We start from the raw sequence: 15,846 nt of genomic DNA, 5'->3' as shown, positions 1-15,846 counted from the left end.
TCTCCTGTTCATTAGGCACCTGTTTTTCTATATTTTCGACGGTTCTGACTTTCCAATTAACGCTTATGGGACATTTTACCTCGGCATTTAAGAACTCATCCTATCTGTATTGAGTCAAATGACCCAGCACATGATGTGCTTTTGAGTATTCGAATAGTTCCTTTAAGTTACAATTCTCCTGATAAAGCATTAAACCAAGTATCGCTGCAGATACTCCAATTGAATCCAAAATTGCGATGTCTTGAAGATGACGAATTCCTCCAGAGGCTTGCCAGGAGACCTCAGGAAACCGTTCTACGGCTTGCTGATATAATTTGAAATTAGGCCCGCCCATCATTCCGTCGCAGGCAATATCAGTACAAAGGATCTCCTTAATTCCAAAATTATCGTAATAAGATACGATTTCCCAAAGGTTGCTTTTGCTATTGGTTTGCCAACCATTAATGGCAAGAACTGGGGTGTTTTCTTCAACACGAACATCTAAAGCAAGAACGATATTTTCGGGTCTAATTTCTTTAATTATTTGTATCGTTAACTCTGGATTTATAACTGCGATGCTGCCAATTACTAATCGAGAAATTCCTGCTTTAATGCAGGACTGAGCTTGCTCCAAATTTCTAATTCCGCCACCCACCTGAACAGGGATACCTGTATTTTGCATGGAGCAAATAAGTTCAAGTTGCTGCATGTTGCCGCTGCGGGCACCATCTAAATCTACTATGTGGAGTCGTTTTGCCCCTAGCTGAGCAAAATAAGACGCTCTTTCTATGGGGAAACTGCTGAATTGGGTGACTTGGTCAAATTGTCCTTGTCTTAAGCGAACACAACGTCCAGATTGTAAATCAATAGCCGGGATAATTAACATGTGGACTCCAAGGATAAAAAATTATTAAGTAATATTATTCCTACACCAGCCGATTTTTCTGGATGAAATTGCATGCCGTAAAAATTGTCCTTCTTAACTACTGCAGTGAATTCTTCACTATAATGACATTGGGCCAATGCGTAATCTTTTGTTTTTAAAGCATAACTGTGAACAAAATAAACATGTTCCGTATTATTCAATCCTTGCAATAATGGGGTGTTGGCATGCCAATGAAGTTTGTTCCAGCCCATGTGAGGGACAGGATGGTTTTTTTTTACTTTTAGTAATTCAGCGATCCCGGGGATTAATCCGAGGCAGGGCACGTCTCCCTCTTCACTGAATTCCAATAATAATTGCATTCCAAGACAGATCCAAGCAGAGGTTGGGTTGATGATTTTAAAACATCAATTAATCCATTTTGACGAAGTGCCCTCATTCCAACGCTTGCTGTCCCAACCCCAGGCAAAATGACATAGCTGGCTTTTTTAATTTCTTCTGCCTCATGAGTCAGAATAAAGCGACGCCCTAATCTTATTAATACATTAGTTAAGGAGGTTAAGTTATTTCCACTGACGTCAATTACAGCAATCATAGTATCCCCTTGGTCGAGGGTAAATAGTCATTTGTTCTTGAACAGGCTTGGCGTAAAGCCCTGCCTAGAACTTTGAAACAAGCTTCAATCATGTGGTGGTGATTCGTTCCAGTTACGCTAATATGAATAGTTGCACCTAACGCGCTGGATAAGGATTGAAAAAAATGGGGTACCATTTCTGTTGCCATACCACCAACCAATTCGCGGGTAAATTGCCCTTTGAATTCGCAAAAATTTCTACCACAGAGGTCTATCGCAATGGTTGCTAGCGATTCATCCATTGGAAGAGTATATCCATAACGGTTGATGCCCCATTTATCTCCCAATGCTTTTTTAATTCCCTCACCCAAAGCAATGGCTGTATCTTCTATCAAATGGTGATCATCAATTTCCAAATCTCCAGAGGCTTGAAGTTGTAAATCAAAGCCGCCATGTTTTGCTATTTGCTCCAGCATGTGATTGAAAAAAGGGATAGGTGTTCCTATAGTACTGGATTGATCTGAATCCAGAGTGATGCTCAAACTAACATCAGTTTCTTTTGTTTTTCTGTGGATAGAAGCTTTCCGGAAATTATTTAATATGGCAGCAGTGACCATTTCCCAGCTATGATCTTTTGAGATAGGCAAGAATTGGGTACCTAAATTGTCAGCTAACTCCCTATCGCTTTCTCTATCACCAATAACCCATGAAAAATTTTTTGAAAAGACTGTTTCTTTCAGGTATTGATCAAGTAATCCAGTTTTAGGTTTTCTGCAATGGCAATTGTCCTCAGGGGTATGGGGGCATATAAAGATTTCATCAAATAGAATTCCTTGAGAAGAAAACAGATCTAGGATAAATTCATGACAAATAGAGAAATCTTCTTCTGGAAAGGCTGCTGTCCCTATTCCATTTTGATTAGATACCATGATCAATGTAAAACCTGCTTTTTTTAATTGTAAAAGCGCTGGGATTACTCCAGATGTTAATTTAATTTTATCCAAAGAATCGACTTGAAAATCAAAAGGTTCTTCCACTAAAGTGCCATCTCGGTCAATAAATAAGATTTTTTTCATAATTTTTATCCTGGTGCATTATTCATTGTCAAAAGAAGTTATCGCCTGAATTAATATCTGATTTTGTTCTTCATTACCTATTGTTAGGCGAAGATGATCATGCAATAAAGAAGAGGCTGGGAAATCTCTGATCGCTATACCATGCTTTGCAAGCCAGCTAGTTAGTTGCCTAGCAAATCTGGTTTTGACAAGAAGAAAATTTGTTTCAGTTGGATAAATTTTTTCGATGGTGGAGGTATCGCTTAATTCTTTGATAATCCAGTCTCGCGAAGACCTAATGTACTCAATTGATTCAGTAAACCAGCTATTGTTGCTTAAAGCTTTTCTAGCTAATTTAAGGCTAGGGCTGGCAATAGTATAGGGGGCAATAATTTTATTAATTGCTAGGATAATATGGGGTTGAGCTATAATACTGCCTATACGTAAGCCAGCAAGGCCATATGCTTTTGACAACGTTCGTAACACAATGAGGTTTTCAAATTTGGGAATTAACGTGATAGCGCTTGGGGCCTTGGCAAATTCAATATAAGCCTCATCGACTACGATGACTGACCGATTGGCGTATTGCTCACATACCTTAGCAATAAGGCTCAAATCGATTAAATTAGCTGTTGGATTATTGGGGCTGCAAAACATGATGATTTTGCAGTTAGGTTGCCAGTGACTTTGAATTTTGTCAAAAGTAAGACTAAAGCTATTGGTTAGATCCAGTCCGCAGTCAATCATTTCTGCCTGTTGTAATCGTACATAAAAAGCGTACATTGGAAAAGTAGGAGGGAATTGCATAAAAGCGTCTTCCCTGGCAGTTAAGAACAGTTTGATTAGTAACTCAATGCCATCATCGCTTCCTCGAGTTAATGCTATCTGGTTTGAATCGACTTCATAACGTATTGCCAGTTGCTCTTGTAACTGCTTTTGCAAATCCATATCTGGATAGTAATTAAGATTGAGCTCATCCATTGTGATTGGGGACCAAGGTAATTCATTAGCTTGTAATCGATACTTAGCTTGATCACCACCAGGGATATAATTGGGGCTGTTTAATAAGTCTGGGCGAACTAAATTAAGTATAGACATTTAAATCCCCGTGACACTAGGTTTTTTTTCAAACTCTACTGCAGTAGAGTCTGGCTTTGCCGATGCTGTGTTCGAATTCTCATGTGTTTGCCTGCATTCTGCGGTTCTGCACTTGGAAAGAAGCCGTATTTGTACTGCATTGGCATGGGCGTCCAGACCTTCTATTTTAGCTAAGGTTATTGCTGCTGGACCTAAATTGTTAATACCCTCCTGATCTATTGTTTGTACTGTGAATTTGGTCATGAAATCGAGAGTACTTAAGCCACTGTGATTTTTTGCAAAACCACTGGTAGGGAGCACATGGTTACTCCCTGTGACGTAATCTCCCATTGTTTCTGCAGCCCAGGGTCCAAGAAATACAGTTCCTGCAGCCATTACCCTATCTGGCCATAGCTCAGCATCCTTCCTGTTAATGATCAGGTGCTCTGGAGCATAGGAGTTAATAATATCAAGCTGTTCCATTTGATCAGGACAGATAATAATCATGCTGTTGGCTAATGATTGCTTGATCAATGCCGTTCTGGATAGATTAGTCATTTGAATTTCTAGTTGTTGATTAACTTGTTCGGCCAGTTCGAGATCTTCACAGATTAAAAAAACCTGGGAATCTGGTCCATGTTCTGCTTGAGCTAATAAATCCGCTGCAATAAATCCTGGGTTAGCTTGTTTATCAGAAAGTATCATCACTTCAGATGGTCCAGCTGGCATATCAATTGCAGCTCCGTTAGGGTCTATTGCAACTAGAGTTTTTGCTTGGGTAACATAACCATTGCCTGGGCCAAATATTTTATCGACTTTAGCTACCGTTTCAGTGCCATAAGCCATGGCAGCAATGGCTTGAACTCCGCCTAGGGCATAAATAGTATCAATACCACATAGTTTTGCTGCAGCTAAGATATGCTCATTGATTTCTCCTTCTGCATTGGGGGGGGTACACAAGACTTTTATTGGGCAACCGGCGACCTTTGCTGGTATCGCTTGCATAAGAAGAGAAGAAACTAAGGGCGTTTTATTTCCTCCAGGAACATACAGACCTACTTTTTGAATTGGTCTATAGGTGGTTTTAATTGTAATCCCGGTGGCTGTTGAAATCTGAGTACTTTCGGGCAGGAGAGACTGGTGATACAAGGTAAGTGTTTTAATAGCCTGCTTTATGGCGGATAATGAACGCTGTGGTATATAAGCTTGCTCGATTTTTTCTTGAGGTATTTTTAAATCACTGATGTGAGCTCTATCAAATTGTTTAGTTAACTCAAGGAGTGCTTTATCCCCAGACACTAAGACTTGATTAATAATTTCAAGTACTTCCTTTTTTATTGTAGAGTTTTGCCGAGGTCGAGAAAGACAATTTTTTTTATCGCTTTCTGATAATAATTGCCAGTTTTTTATAATTAACATATTGATTACTCCAGCATTTTTTCAATGGGCAATACCAAGATTGAACTAGCACCTAAATTTTGGATAGTCTCTAAAGTATTCCAAAATATACCTTCACTGGAGACCACATGTACTGCTACCTTTTCCATATTGCCTGGTAAGGGAAGAATAGTTGGTGCCTCAGCTCCTGGTAATTTCTGTGCAATTCGCTCAAGGGCATACTTTGGAGCATGAAAAACGATGTATTTTCTTTCTTGTGCCTGCTGTACTGCTTGAATTCTGCGGGATAACATGGCAAATAACTCTTGTGCCCCGGGTTCCAATGATTTTGGGGTTTTGATAAAAACTGCTTGGCTGTTTAGCACAGTGTCTACTTCGTTCAGTTTGTTATCTTCAAGAGTTTGACCAGTAGAGACCAGATCACATATGGCATCAGCCATTCCCATTCGCGGCGCTACTTCTACAGAACCAGACAATACTAAGATTTCAGCACAAATTTTACGTTCTTTAAGGTAATTATTGAGTAAATTAGGGTAGCTGGTAGCAATTCGTTTGCCATCTAAACTACCCGGACCTTGATAGTCAAAGGATTCTGGTACCGCTATGGCTAAACGGCAAGTACAACTACCTAAAGCCAATATTTTTTCAAAAGCGTGATTTGCTCTGTTGAGAGAGGCTTCTAATAGGACATTTTCACCTACTATCCCACCATCACATAACTTGTCGAAGACCAGAGTAGGGATGTCATCATCACGAACAAACAGCAAATCGATTGGAAAATTATCAACATGTGTCAGCAGAGCATTGGGTTTGATACGAAATTTTAAACCGCAACGTTGTAAGAGATTTAAAGACTCATCAGATAAACGACCTTTTTTTTGTAATGCTAAACGTAAACGACTTTTCACAGCTTCTCCAATCTTTCAGCAATTAATCGATAACCACCCGACCCAAAACTTAAACAGCGGGCCACTCGAGTAACTGTTGTTACGCTTACTCCTGTTTCTTCATGAATAGTCCTATAAGGAATACCTTTCTGTAGTAAGGGAACAACTTGCCATCTATCCGCCATAGACTCTAGCTCGGCTGGGGTACATAAGTCCGTAAAAAATTGCATTGCTTCCTGCTCATTTCTTATCAAGCTAATGGCATGCATTAAATTAGATAATGCAGAATTATTGAAAGAACCATGTATTTTCATATTAATGTAATATCTCATTGTAACATTTTACGCATGATAATGATTATCTTTATCATTGTCAATAATTTAGTGAAAAATTTTTCTGGATCGGATAAAGTATATTACACTCTTACACAAAATGGATTTGCAGAAAATCTTATGTTTAGAAACGGCGGTTTTAGTGTGCAAAAAAATTCAATTATTGAATTTAAAATATTTCTAACAGAGATCGAAAAATCGTAAATTCCGAGGGAATATCATGAAGCCAATTACCAGAGATATAGTTTTGACTCTCACAGTTAAAATGATATTGCTTGTTTTATTGTGGTATTTCTGTGTCAGAGGGATGCATCCTGAACTTTCTAGCAATAAAGAATGGTTGTTAGGAAAAGAAAGACCAACAGAGGCCTCTTTCCAGAGGGAATAGACCATGGAAAGAAGTCTATTATTTACTCCAAATAACAAGAGGTAGTTCTATGATTCCAGCTGCTGAAGTTGTTGATTTATCAAGATTACAATTCGCATTAACCGCCCTTTATCATTTTTTATTTGTTCCTCTTACGTTGGGGCTATCGGTTATGTTAGCCATTATGGAAACGGTTTATGTAATGACTGGCCGCGATATTTGGCGACAAATGGTAAAATACTGGGGGGTTTTATTTGGGATTAATTTTGTGTTGGGTGTGGCAACTGGTCTAACTATGGAGTTCCAATTTGGAACAAACTGGGCTTACTACTCACATTATGTAGGAGATGTATTTGGGGCTCCTTTGGCTATTGAAGGATTAATGGCATTCTTTCTTGAAGCGACTTTTGTGGGTTTATTCTTCTTTGGTTGGAATAGATTGTCCAAACTGAAACACATGACGTGTACTTGGTTACTGGCTTTGGGTACCAACCTTTCTGCCTTGTGGATTTTAATTGCTAATGGATGGATGCAACATCCAGTAGGTGCTTATTTTGATTATCAAACAATGAGAATGGAGGTCAGCAGTTTCTATGACATGCTATTTAATCCTGTAGCTCAAGCTAAATTTGTGCATACTATCAGTGCCGGATATGTAACCGGTGCTATGTTTGTCTTATCTATCAGCGCTTATTTTCTTTTGCGGGGGCGCAATAAGGCATTTGCCAAGCGGTCAATGACTGTAGCTGTTTCTTTTGGATTAGCTTCAGCATTATCTGTTGTGGTTCTGGGAGATGAGAGTGGTTATGTAGCTAATGAAAACCAAAAAATGAAGCTGGCTGTTATGGAAGCCATGTGGCACACAGAAAAAGCCCCTGCCAATTTGACGGTTTTTGGAATACCAGATGAAAAAAGTCAAACAACAAAATACGCTATAGATATTCCTTATATCCTGGGGATTATTGCAACTCGATCTTTCAATACCCCTTTAGAAGGAATTGGGGAATTAATTGAGCAAGGAAAATTAAAAATCAAAGATGGGATGATTGCTTATGAGGCATTAAGAACTTTACAAAAAGATCCCCAAAATGAACAAGCGAAAGCAGTATTTAAAGAGCATAGTGAAAATCTTGGTTATGCTTTATTACTTAAAAGGTATACTGAAAACGTGACCGATGCGAGCGAACAGCAAATTAGCCAAGCTGCTAATGATTTAAAACCTCGGGTTATGCCAATGTTTTTTTCATTTAGAATTATGGTGGCTTGTGGAGTGTATTTTATTCTTCTTTTTGCAACAGGGTTCTATCTGTCTGTAAGACATCAATTGGAAAAAACACATTGGTATCATAGAGTAGCATTTTATTCTCTACCTTTGCCCTGGGTAGCTGCCGAATTAGGATGGGTAGTCGCCGAATACGGTCGCCAACCATGGGTTGTTGAGGGCATTTTACCTACTTTTATGGGGGCCTCTTCTTTAACATCAGGACAAGTATTGACTTCAATTGCTGGCTTTGTGTTGTTTTATACTCTCCTGGCAATCGTCGAGCTGTATCTGATGGTCAAATATATACGTCTTGGCCCAGATGGGATGAGTTATCAATAATGATGTAAATGTCCACCTTGAAGTCTCCCTTTTCTTATTGCAGGAAAGGGTTGGGGTACTGCTGTTGAAGCTTGCTCTAAAGCAGCAAGTTTTGAAAAAGTCAATTAATGCGAGGAGAATTAAATGCCTTTGGACTATGAAACGCTTAGAGTAATTTGGTGGTTGTTAATTGGTATTCTATTAATTGGTTTTGCGATCATGGATGGATTTGATCTTGGAGTTGCCATGTGGTTGCCATGGTTAAGCAGAACAGATGTTGAGAGACGGATTTTAATTAACAGCATTGGCCCAACATGGGAGGGAAATCAAGTATGGTTTATATTGGGTGGAGGAGCTATTTTTGCAGCCTGGCCTACCTTATACGCCTTATCTTTCTCTGGTTTTTACATGGCAATGCTGGTTGTTCTTTTAGCTTTAATTTTAAGGCCAGTGGGGTTTAAATATAGATCAAAGCTGGATAACCCTATTTGGCGATCGGTATGGGATTGGGCTTTATTTATTGGCGGGTTTGTTCCAGCGTTAATTTTTGGAGTAGCCGTTGGAAATGTTTTGCAAGGAGTCCCATTTTATTTTGATGAAAATTTGAGAGTTTTTTATACGGGAGGCTTTTGGGGATTGCTTAATCCATTTGCTTTAGGGTGTGGTTTGTTATCTGTATTAATGCTTGCCATGCATGGTGCCTTTTTCTTGCAGATAAAAACGGTAGGGAACTTGCAACATAGAGCTCGCATGGGTGCCAGATGGAGTGCGCTATTAGTGATTCTTTTGTTTGTTGGCATGGGGGTCTGGGCTTACTATGGCGTTGATGGTTATGTTTTGAGTGGAACAGTTCTACACGATGGGCCATCTAATCCCTCCTATAAAGATGTTATTGTTCAGGCAGGAGCATGGTTTAATAATTATAAAGAATACCCAATAACCATGCTGGTGCCTGTTTTAAGTGTGCTTTCAGCCTTTTTAGCAATAATTTTTGCCAATAAAAGTGTGTTGGCTTTTTTATTAAGCGGGGTTAGTGTTGGTACTTTAATTGCGACAGTTGGCGTGAGTATGTTTCCTTTTATATTGCCTTCTGCATCAAATCCCAAGTACAGTTTGATTGTTTGGGATAGTTCTTCCAGCCAGCTTACTTTGTTTATTATGCTTATTGCAACGGTGTTATTATTACCCATTGTTTTGATCTATACGGCTTGGGTTTATCGCGTATTAAGAGGTAAGGTAACAGAAAGTTCTATTAAAGCAGAAGATTCTGCATATTAGGAGGGTTAATTATGTGGTATTTCTCCTGGATCTTAGGTACAGGCTTAGCTTGTGTTTTTGCTATACTCAATGCCGTATGGCTAGAGCTTAGAGAAGAGGATACAAAATAAGGCTTCTATTCTACAGAGATATTGGCCTTTTTATTTTGGATGGCTGCGCGAGCAGCCACCAAGGTTTTCCAGTTGTTATACGTAACTTTCGTTAATTAATATTCCCATAACGTTCTTGATAGGCTTCTAATTTTCTTACTTGTTCATTCTGATTGGTATTCTTCAAATACTCTATTAAATCAAATAAATTGATAATGGAATAGACGTCAATTCCTTGTTCTTTAATTTCCGACAATGTTGATTTCTCGGTCAATCCCCGCTCGCATCGATCAAGTGCGATAATGACACCATGAAGAATTCCTCCACTCTCTTTAATCAGCGCCTGGGACTCCCTAAATGCTGTTCCTGCAGTAATGACATCATCAATAATTATTGTTCTCCCTGTTAAAGGAGAACCAATTAATTGGCCGCCTTCCCCATGTTTTTTTTCCTCTTTACGATTAAATGTGACGGTAATGTCCTTTCCCATCTCAGCCAGTGCCACTGCTGTTGAAGTGGCGAGCGGTATACCCTTGTATGCTGGTCCGAATAAATGCTGGAAGGAAACTTCATGTTCTAAAAGAGTTTTTGCATAAAACTGGCCTAGCTGTCGTAAAGCGCTTCCTTGGTAAAATAAACCAGCATTAAAAAAGTAAGGGCTAAGACGACCGATTTTAAAGTAAATTCACCAAATTTAAGAGCTTGGCATTCAAGTGCTAATTTTATAAAAGATGACTTGGTATGATTCATTCTGATTTCCTAATAGAAAATTTTATTGAAAACAAATACATATTTTGAAAAAAATCCTTAACAATCAATAAAAAACTGATATGCTAATCATAGTGCAGGGGGGATACCTTGCATGGAAAAAGGTTTATTATAGCGTAGATTGTTGATTTGGGAGTGATTTATTTGCGCTAAATGAACGGTATTTAACAATTAGATGTAAATATAGGTAAGTCAAAGGGGAAATGCGAATGTCGCAAAGAGAAACAGGCCATGTTAAATGGTTTAATGAAAAAAAAGGATTTGGTTTTATTGTGAATCAGAAAGGCGAAGATATTTTTGTGCATTATAAAGATATCCAAGGTGCTGGTTTTAAAACTTTGCATGAGAATGATCCAGTAACCTTTGAGCTTGATCGAGGACCTAAGGGCTTGAAAGCACAAAATGTAGTATTAGCTACTGCTGAGGCAAGAGAATAAATAAGCAACCTTTGAGCTAAGAACTTGGTGGCATAGTATGAAGTTGCAGCTACTAAGTGTAGTTCTATAGACTAAACCAGATAATTTGGGGCTGGCATTTATTGATGTTACTCTATAAAGTATCGACATCTATAATTTGTCTGCAAGAGACAAGCACAGCTATTCTGAAGGCCTATCTGGAATAAGCAGGTTGGAGTGAAGTAAAGCCCAACGCCTATATCATACTCCGAGATAAGAATAAGTAGAAATCCTTAAAATGGAGTGTTGGGCTTTTGCTATCCAATCAGCATTAATCACGCCAAGATAATAGATAAAATTGAATAGATTCTAATAATTTTATTTTGCTATTAATTCAATTCGTTACAAATTTTTGATTGAAAGCGCTCACTTTTTTGACTATAGATTAATAAATAAGATTGAAAATTGATCATAATTAAAATATGTGGGAGGTGGAAAATGTTACTTCCTATTCAGGTGACATTTAGAAATATGGATCCGTCCGAAGCTGTTGAAAGCAAGGCTCGGAAATTAGCTAAAAAACTTGATAGTCTTTATGACAAGATAATGGGGTGTCGGGTGGTCATTGAGTCTCCTCACCGCCACCATTATAAAGGAAAACTTTATCATGTGCGTATTGATGTGACAGTACCGGATGCTGAACTAGTTGTTAGTCACGAGTCATCAGATAAACATGCCCATGAAGATGTTTATGTTTCCCTTCGAGATGCGTTTAATGCAATTACAAGGCAACTTAAGAGTTATGCTAATCAACGGCGCGGTCATGTTAAACGCCATAAGGATTCCATTCGGGGAGGAAAAGTATTAGAAGTTTGCCCCATGGCTGATTATGGCTATATTGAGACCTATGATGGACGCTTAATTCGTTTCACAGGTCAAAGTGTTATTGATTATGATTTCGACAAATTAGAGGTTGGAGATAGGGTACGGTTTGTTGAAGTGGATCGGACTACTGAAGTACCTGCAGCTAGCACTGTTTATGTTGAGGGCAAACGACACATTGTCAATTGACAGAGTTAAATTATGGGGCTTAGTACTGATTCAGAAGAAGCAAGATGTTTTCAAATAGATACAAGCTATTTATAACTTGAGAAATTTGTAAAATACCATAGGTTTTTCTGAAGCAACTAAGATTAGTTAACACGTAAAAAGGAGCTTGTTATGCCCGTCAAAAAGCTTAAAGAATTCCTTGAAGATCACAAGGTAAGATATTTATCTGTGGCTCATTCTCCGGCATATACTGCTCAAGAAATAGCAGCGGCGGCTCACGTTTCAGGTAAACAATTAGCTAAAACAGTGATTATAAAGAAAGATGGCCAATTAGCTATGGTCGTGTTACCTGCAACTGATCATGTTACATTTTCAAAACTACAAGAAGCTGTCGGTGCTAAAGGTCTTGAGCTGGCCTCAGAATCAGAGTTTAAGGGTAAATTTGAAGAATGTGATGTAGGAGCAATGCCACCATTCGGTAATTTATATGGATTACCTGTATTTGTATCAAATAAATTAAGTGATCAAGATGATATTCTGTTTAATGCGGGATCTCATTCTGAATTGGTACAACTGGCATTTAGAGATTTTGAGAAGTTAGTGCATCCGAAAGTAGTAGCACTCTAAAGAGAGCTGCCTTTACTTAACGGTTAGAATGACTTGTTTAAGTTATCAAATAGTCGAGTGGGGCAGTTGTCTTAATTTTTTTCTTCTTCTATAGAACCTGACAATATTTTATTGTTTAGTAGGGTATATTGAGAACATTTACCTCAATTTTTTTGAGTAATATGAACTCTAGATTTCTACTAATTAAAATATTGATTGATCAACTTTTCCAACTCTACGTGAACAAATTATTAATAGGATAGAAAACATATAAATCAATCATTTACTTTCAATTAATACAGCAATATCCTTTTGTACTCTTAAAAGCGCAAATGGAGCCTTAATGACAGCCGATTTTATTGGTCTTCTCAGACAAAGAAAATTTTTACCGCTATTTCTTACCCAATTTTTTGGCGCTTTTAATGATAATGCTTATAAGTTAGCAATGTTGACTATGATTAGCTATCATTTAAGCCATACACAAGAGCAATCAGAATATTATCAAGCTATAGCTGGGGCTCTATTTATCTTGCCTTTTTTTATTTTTTCTGCTACTTCCGGGCAGTTTGCTGATAAATACGATAAAGCGTTATTGGCGCGTTTGGTCAAAGTATTAGAAGTCTTATTAATGATAATTGGAGGTGTTGCTTTATATAGTGGAAGCATTTTTTTAATGATGTGTACCTTAACAGGTATGGGAATTCATTCTACTTTTTTTGGACCTATCAAATACGCTATTCTGCCAGATCATTTACCTAAACAAAATTTATTAGCTGCAACGGGATTAATTGAAGCCAGTACTTTTATTGGGATTTTATTGGGTACAACATTAGGCACTTTGGCTATTGGAACTAAGGGTTCTTTTCCTTATGCTGCTGTTATTATGACGTTAAGTGCTGCTTTTTTTGGTTTGGTTTCCAGTTTATTTATACCTCCAGCACCATCAGTGCTGCCAGGTTTAAAAGTGGATTTTAATATGTGGCGTGCTACAGTGGAGATGTTAAAGCAGGCAAAAAAAGAATATGGTATCTTTATTGCCATTTTAGCTATTTCCTGGTTTTGGTTAATTGGAGCAGTAATGCTGACCAAATTACCCGATTATACACATTACGTTTTGAAAGCTAACACTGCTGTTTTTGCCATATTTCTAGCCTTATTTTCAACTGGGATAGCATTAGGTTCTATTACGATTAATTGGATATTAAAAGGACAAATCAACCTATCTCCTGTACCAATTGCAATGTTTGCGTTTAGTTTATTTACTTTTGACTTGTATTGGGCGTCTCCAGCTGTTGATGAATTGGGGCAACCTTTGCTTAATGCACTAAATTTTTTTGCTTCCTTTAATCATTGGCGTATTGTTTTCGATTTATTTATGTTAGCATTTTGTGCCGGTTTATTTGTAGTACCTTTGTATACTTATTTGCAGGTTACAAGCCCAACAGAAAACAGAGCAAGAACGATCGCGGCAAACAACATTTATAATGCACTGTTTATGGTGATGGGAACTTTGTTAGTGATGATTCTGTTATACCTTAACTTCTCTATTCCACAGGTTTTTTTTATACTTTGCCTTTTGAATTTCGTAGTAGCAGTGTTTTTATTAATTGGGTTAAAGGCTCTGAAAAGAAACTCCGAGGAAGTGGCTTAACTGATGATACTATCAAAAGGCTGCCCAGTGGCAGCCATTGGATAAAGTATTTATAGTCTAAAACAAGGAGATTTTTATATTGCGGCGGAGTTTATATAACTTGCATTGACCTTGCTCATGATAATATCAGAAACCGTTATGGGAAATGTTTCAACAGGATTGCTTTGGATCATTACGGTGCCTGCAACTCGTAAAACTCCTGAAGCTTTTGCACCATCAAGATGCTGCATTAGATAGTTTAAGAATTTGGCCTCCTGTTTGTTATCAACTAATTGCTGAAATTTTTTATTAAATGAATCAATTAAATTGGGTTCTTGCTTTTCGCTAATTTTATAAATTAATTTAATTAATGCATCAAAATAAAGTTTAAGAGAGAGATCATCAGACCTAAAAAAACCATGGTTTTGCATCGCTTTGTGTTGATGGTTTCTCATTACATTAGGTTTTCCCACAACAATAATCTCATTTCGTTTATTTATTGTGTTGAATTTATTCTTAACAATATCACAAACAGCAAAGGGGAATTTTTCCAGAGGTCTGCCTAGAGATACTACAGTATAACCATAGCGCAGTATTCCTGAGGCTCGTTTGGCGTCCATATTTTCTTTGAGGTAATCCAGAAACTGCTGAGTTAGGTTTTCCTGCTCTAATTTTGCATATTCTTGATTAAATTGAAGTAAATAATCCGGCTGAGGAGTTTCGCTTAGCTTATAAATTAAGTCAAGAAGCGAGTTATTGGTCTCTTCTATAATGTTAAGTTTTTCCATGATAATATCAGAAACAGTTAAAGGGAATAATTCCACTGTTTTCCCCTGAATCACGATAGTGCCTGCATAACGCAATACCCCTGATGCCCATCTGACATTCATATTTTTTTTGATGTAGTCTGAAAACTGCTGTTCTAGATTTTCTTGCACTAATTTTGCGTACCATTGTTTAAATTGATTTAAATCATCTTGCGTATAATTTTCACCTAGCCTATAGATTAAATCGAGAAGAGAGTTATTGAGTTCGTCTTTAATAATATTAGAAATGTGTTTGGGAAGTTTTTCTGTATAACGCAATGCTCCCAATGCCCGTTGGACATCCATATTTTGTTGGATGTATTCTAAAAACCGATAGGCTACATTTTGGTTCAGTAGTGTTACGTATCTTTTATTAATTTTACTTAAAGTATGTTTATGGGGGGTTTCGCTTAATTCATAGATTAAGGCGAGAAGATTGTCGAATTTACGATTTTTTCTATTATTGGCCATAGTAACCTTTCCTTTATTAAGATAAATTTTTCGCGATTGATGATATCTAGGAATACTTAATAATATATTAAATTTAAACAATAAACTTTAGATGTCTCTATGTTGTTTTACTTACTAGCCAGCTTGGTTTCGTCATACAATGAATTAAATTTAAACAATTTTCTGAATAAGAATAACGAATAAGTATTATATTACTCAAAAATGGTTATTCAATTTCAGAGTGGTAAGAAATCAACCATAAGAAAGAAGGCTGCCTAGTGGCAGCCTTGAATAAAGTAGCTCTTATGGCTTAATGCTAATTTTCTAGCATTGCTGATAGGGGGGGGTATTGGCCTCATTGAGCTTATCCATGATAATATTAGAAACTTTTAATGGAAATTTTTCAACAGCTTGGCCTCCTATCATCATAGTACCAACAAAATATAAAACTCCCTCAGCTCTTTCACCATCAAGATGCTGCTCCAGATAGTTTAAAAATTGCTCTTCTTTTCTGTTTTGGATTAATTTCTTGTATTCTTTATTAAATGATGCATATTCTTGCTGAAGTTGAACACCGATTCCTGCGAAGTTGAACACTAATTCTTGCCCATGTTGAACAACGATTCTTGTTGATGTTGAA

General features: G+C 37.4%; 14 protein-coding genes and 4 pseudogenes. 8 read left to right on the top strand and 10 right to left on the bottom strand.

The window, feature by feature from the left end; genetic code table 11:
- Positions 1-100: 100 nt before the first annotated feature.
- The 7 genes and pseudogenes from hisA to OK13_RS05475 all read right to left on the bottom strand — a co-directional run bounded on the left by hisA (position 101) and on the right by OK13_RS05475 (position 6,167).
- The gene (hisA, locus tag OK13_RS05505; protein ID WP_052117581.1) at positions 101-865 is read right to left on the bottom strand and encodes a 1-(5-phosphoribosyl)-5-[(5-phosphoribosylamino)methylideneamino]imidazole-4-carboxamide isomerase; all 765 of its coding nucleotides are present in this window, start codon (positions 863-865) and stop codon (positions 101-103) included.
- A pseudogene (gene hisH / locus OK13_RS05500) lies at positions 859-1,457 on the bottom strand (imidazole glycerol phosphate synthase subunit HisH). The gene hisA and the pseudogene hisH overlap by 7 nt, the downstream one beginning before the upstream one ends.
- Positions 1,454-2,512 carry a bifunctional histidinol-phosphatase/imidazoleglycerol-phosphate dehydratase HisB gene (gene hisB, locus OK13_RS05495; RefSeq protein ID WP_035888647.1) on the bottom strand — a complete coding sequence of 353 codons (1,059 nt, stop codon included), beginning with the start codon at positions 2,510-2,512 and terminating at the stop codon, positions 1,454-1,456. Before hisB ends, hisH begins: the two are co-directional and overlap by 4 nt.
- Positions 2,490-3,589: pseudogene (gene hisC / locus OK13_RS05490) on the bottom strand (histidinol-phosphate transaminase). Before hisC ends, hisB begins: the two are co-directional and overlap by 23 nt.
- A gap of 120 nt (positions 3,590-3,709) precedes the next feature.
- Positions 3,710-4,987, bottom strand: a pseudogene (gene hisD / locus OK13_RS05485) (histidinol dehydrogenase); the annotation flags it as partial.
- A gap of 5 nt (positions 4,988-4,992) precedes the next feature.
- The gene (hisG, locus tag OK13_RS05480; RefSeq protein ID WP_035888643.1) at positions 4,993-5,874 is read right to left on the bottom strand and encodes an ATP phosphoribosyltransferase; all 882 of its coding nucleotides are present in this window, start codon (positions 5,872-5,874) and stop codon (positions 4,993-4,995) included.
- Positions 5,871-6,167 (bottom strand): YerC/YecD family TrpR-related protein, encoded by a 297-nt coding sequence (locus OK13_RS05475; protein ID WP_035888641.1) that lies wholly within the window; start codon positions 6,165-6,167, stop codon positions 5,871-5,873. The genes hisG and OK13_RS05475 overlap by 4 nt, the downstream gene beginning before the upstream one ends.
- A 238-nt stretch (positions 6,168-6,405) precedes the next feature.
- On the opposite strand from OK13_RS05475, the gene cydP reads away from it, so the two are divergent.
- The 4 genes from cydP to cydX all read left to right on the top strand — a co-directional run bounded on the left by cydP (position 6,406) and on the right by cydX (position 9,522).
- Positions 6,406-6,573, top strand: coding sequence for a cytochrome oxidase putative small subunit CydP (gene cydP / locus OK13_RS14750; protein WP_162833792.1), 168 nt, complete (start codon positions 6,406-6,408; stop codon positions 6,571-6,573).
- Positions 6,574-6,622: 49 nt separating this feature from the next.
- Positions 6,623-8,155: a cytochrome ubiquinol oxidase subunit I gene (locus tag OK13_RS05465; RefSeq protein ID WP_035888637.1), complete on the top strand. Its 1,533-nt coding sequence runs from the start codon at positions 6,623-6,625 to the stop codon at positions 8,153-8,155.
- Positions 8,156-8,278: 123 nt separating this feature from the next.
- Positions 8,279-9,412: a cytochrome d ubiquinol oxidase subunit II gene (gene cydB, locus OK13_RS05460; RefSeq protein ID WP_035888635.1), complete on the top strand. Its 1,134-nt coding sequence runs from the start codon at positions 8,279-8,281 to the stop codon at positions 9,410-9,412.
- An 11-nt stretch (positions 9,413-9,423) separates the two neighbouring features.
- A complete protein-coding gene (cydX, locus tag OK13_RS14120; protein ID WP_035888633.1) occupies positions 9,424-9,522 on the top strand; it encodes a cytochrome bd-I oxidase subunit CydX in 99 nt (32 codons plus the stop codon).
- Positions 9,523-9,613: 91 nt separating this feature from the next.
- Here cydX and pyrE read toward each other — a convergent pair.
- Positions 9,614-10,251 (bottom strand): annotated as a pseudogene (gene pyrE, locus OK13_RS05450) (orotate phosphoribosyltransferase).
- A 227-nt stretch (positions 10,252-10,478) separates the two neighbouring features.
- On the opposite strand from pyrE, the gene OK13_RS05445 reads away from it, so the two are divergent.
- The 4 genes from OK13_RS05445 to OK13_RS05430 all read left to right on the top strand — a co-directional run bounded on the left by OK13_RS05445 (position 10,479) and on the right by OK13_RS05430 (position 13,971).
- The gene (locus OK13_RS05445) at positions 10,479-10,706 is read left to right on the top strand and encodes a cold-shock protein (protein ID WP_035888631.1); all 228 of its coding nucleotides are present in this window, start codon (positions 10,479-10,481) and stop codon (positions 10,704-10,706) included.
- A 456-nt stretch (positions 10,707-11,162) separates the two neighbouring features.
- Positions 11,163-11,735 (top strand): HPF/RaiA family ribosome-associated protein, encoded by a 573-nt coding sequence (locus OK13_RS05440; RefSeq protein WP_035888629.1) that lies wholly within the window; start codon positions 11,163-11,165, stop codon positions 11,733-11,735.
- 150 nt (positions 11,736-11,885) lie between these two features.
- Positions 11,886-12,341 carry an aminoacyl-tRNA deacylase gene (locus tag OK13_RS05435; protein WP_035888625.1) on the top strand — a complete coding sequence of 152 codons (456 nt, stop codon included), beginning with the start codon at positions 11,886-11,888 and terminating at the stop codon, positions 12,339-12,341.
- Between the two features lie 322 nt (positions 12,342-12,663).
- On the top strand, positions 12,664-13,971 hold the full coding sequence (locus OK13_RS05430; protein WP_035888624.1) for an MFS transporter: 1,308 nt from the start codon (positions 12,664-12,666) through the stop codon (positions 13,969-13,971).
- 74 nt (positions 13,972-14,045) lie between these two features.
- Here OK13_RS05430 and OK13_RS05425 read toward each other — a convergent pair whose 3' ends face one another.
- Together OK13_RS05425 and OK13_RS14545 are read right to left on the bottom strand one after the other, a co-directional pair.
- Positions 14,046-15,227 (bottom strand): hypothetical protein, encoded by a 1,182-nt coding sequence (locus OK13_RS05425; protein ID WP_035888622.1) that lies wholly within the window; start codon positions 15,225-15,227, stop codon positions 14,046-14,048.
- A 303-nt stretch (positions 15,228-15,530) separates the two neighbouring features.
- On the bottom strand, positions 15,531-15,846 hold a 316-nt coding region (locus OK13_RS14545), incomplete at its 5' end, for a hypothetical protein (RefSeq protein ID WP_035888617.1).

This window comes from Legionella norrlandica, from assembly GCF_000770585.1.
In the GTDB taxonomy this organism is placed as follows: Bacteria; Pseudomonadota; Gammaproteobacteria; order Legionellales; family Legionellaceae; genus Legionella; species Legionella norrlandica.
This window is presented reverse-complemented; position numbering and strand designations above follow the sequence as displayed.

Bases quoted from the DNA above. Each gene is read 5' to 3' on its own strand.
- hisA (WP_052117581.1), bottom strand. From the start codon at position 865: ATGTTAATTATCCCGGCTATTGATTTACAATCTGGACGTTGTGTTCGC.
- cydX (WP_035888633.1), top strand. From the start codon at position 9,424: ATGTGGTATTTCTCCTGGATCTTAGGTACAGGCTTAGCTTGTGTTTTT.
- cydP (WP_162833792.1), top strand. From the start codon at position 6,406: ATGAAGCCAATTACCAGAGATATAGTTTTGACTCTCACAGTTAAAATG.
- OK13_RS05475 (WP_035888641.1), bottom strand. From the start codon at position 6,167: ATGAAAATACATGGTTCTTTCAATAATTCTGCATTATCTAATTTAATG.
- OK13_RS05430 (WP_035888624.1), top strand. From the start codon at position 12,664: ATGACAGCCGATTTTATTGGTCTTCTCAGACAAAGAAAATTTTTACCG.
- hisB (WP_035888647.1), bottom strand. From the start codon at position 2,512: ATGAAAAAAATCTTATTTATTGACCGAGATGGCACTTTAGTGGAAGAA.
- OK13_RS05425 (WP_035888622.1), bottom strand. From the start codon at position 15,227: ATGGCCAATAATAGAAAAAATCGTAAATTCGACAATCTTCTCGCCTTA.
- OK13_RS05445 (WP_035888631.1), top strand. From the start codon at position 10,479: ATGTCGCAAAGAGAAACAGGCCATGTTAAATGGTTTAATGAAAAAAAA.
- OK13_RS05440 (WP_035888629.1), top strand. From the start codon at position 11,163: ATGTTACTTCCTATTCAGGTGACATTTAGAAATATGGATCCGTCCGAA.
- OK13_RS05435 (WP_035888625.1), top strand. From the start codon at position 11,886: ATGCCCGTCAAAAAGCTTAAAGAATTCCTTGAAGATCACAAGGTAAGA.
- OK13_RS05465 (WP_035888637.1), top strand. From the start codon at position 6,623: ATGATTCCAGCTGCTGAAGTTGTTGATTTATCAAGATTACAATTCGCA.
- cydB (WP_035888635.1), top strand. From the start codon at position 8,279: ATGCCTTTGGACTATGAAACGCTTAGAGTAATTTGGTGGTTGTTAATT.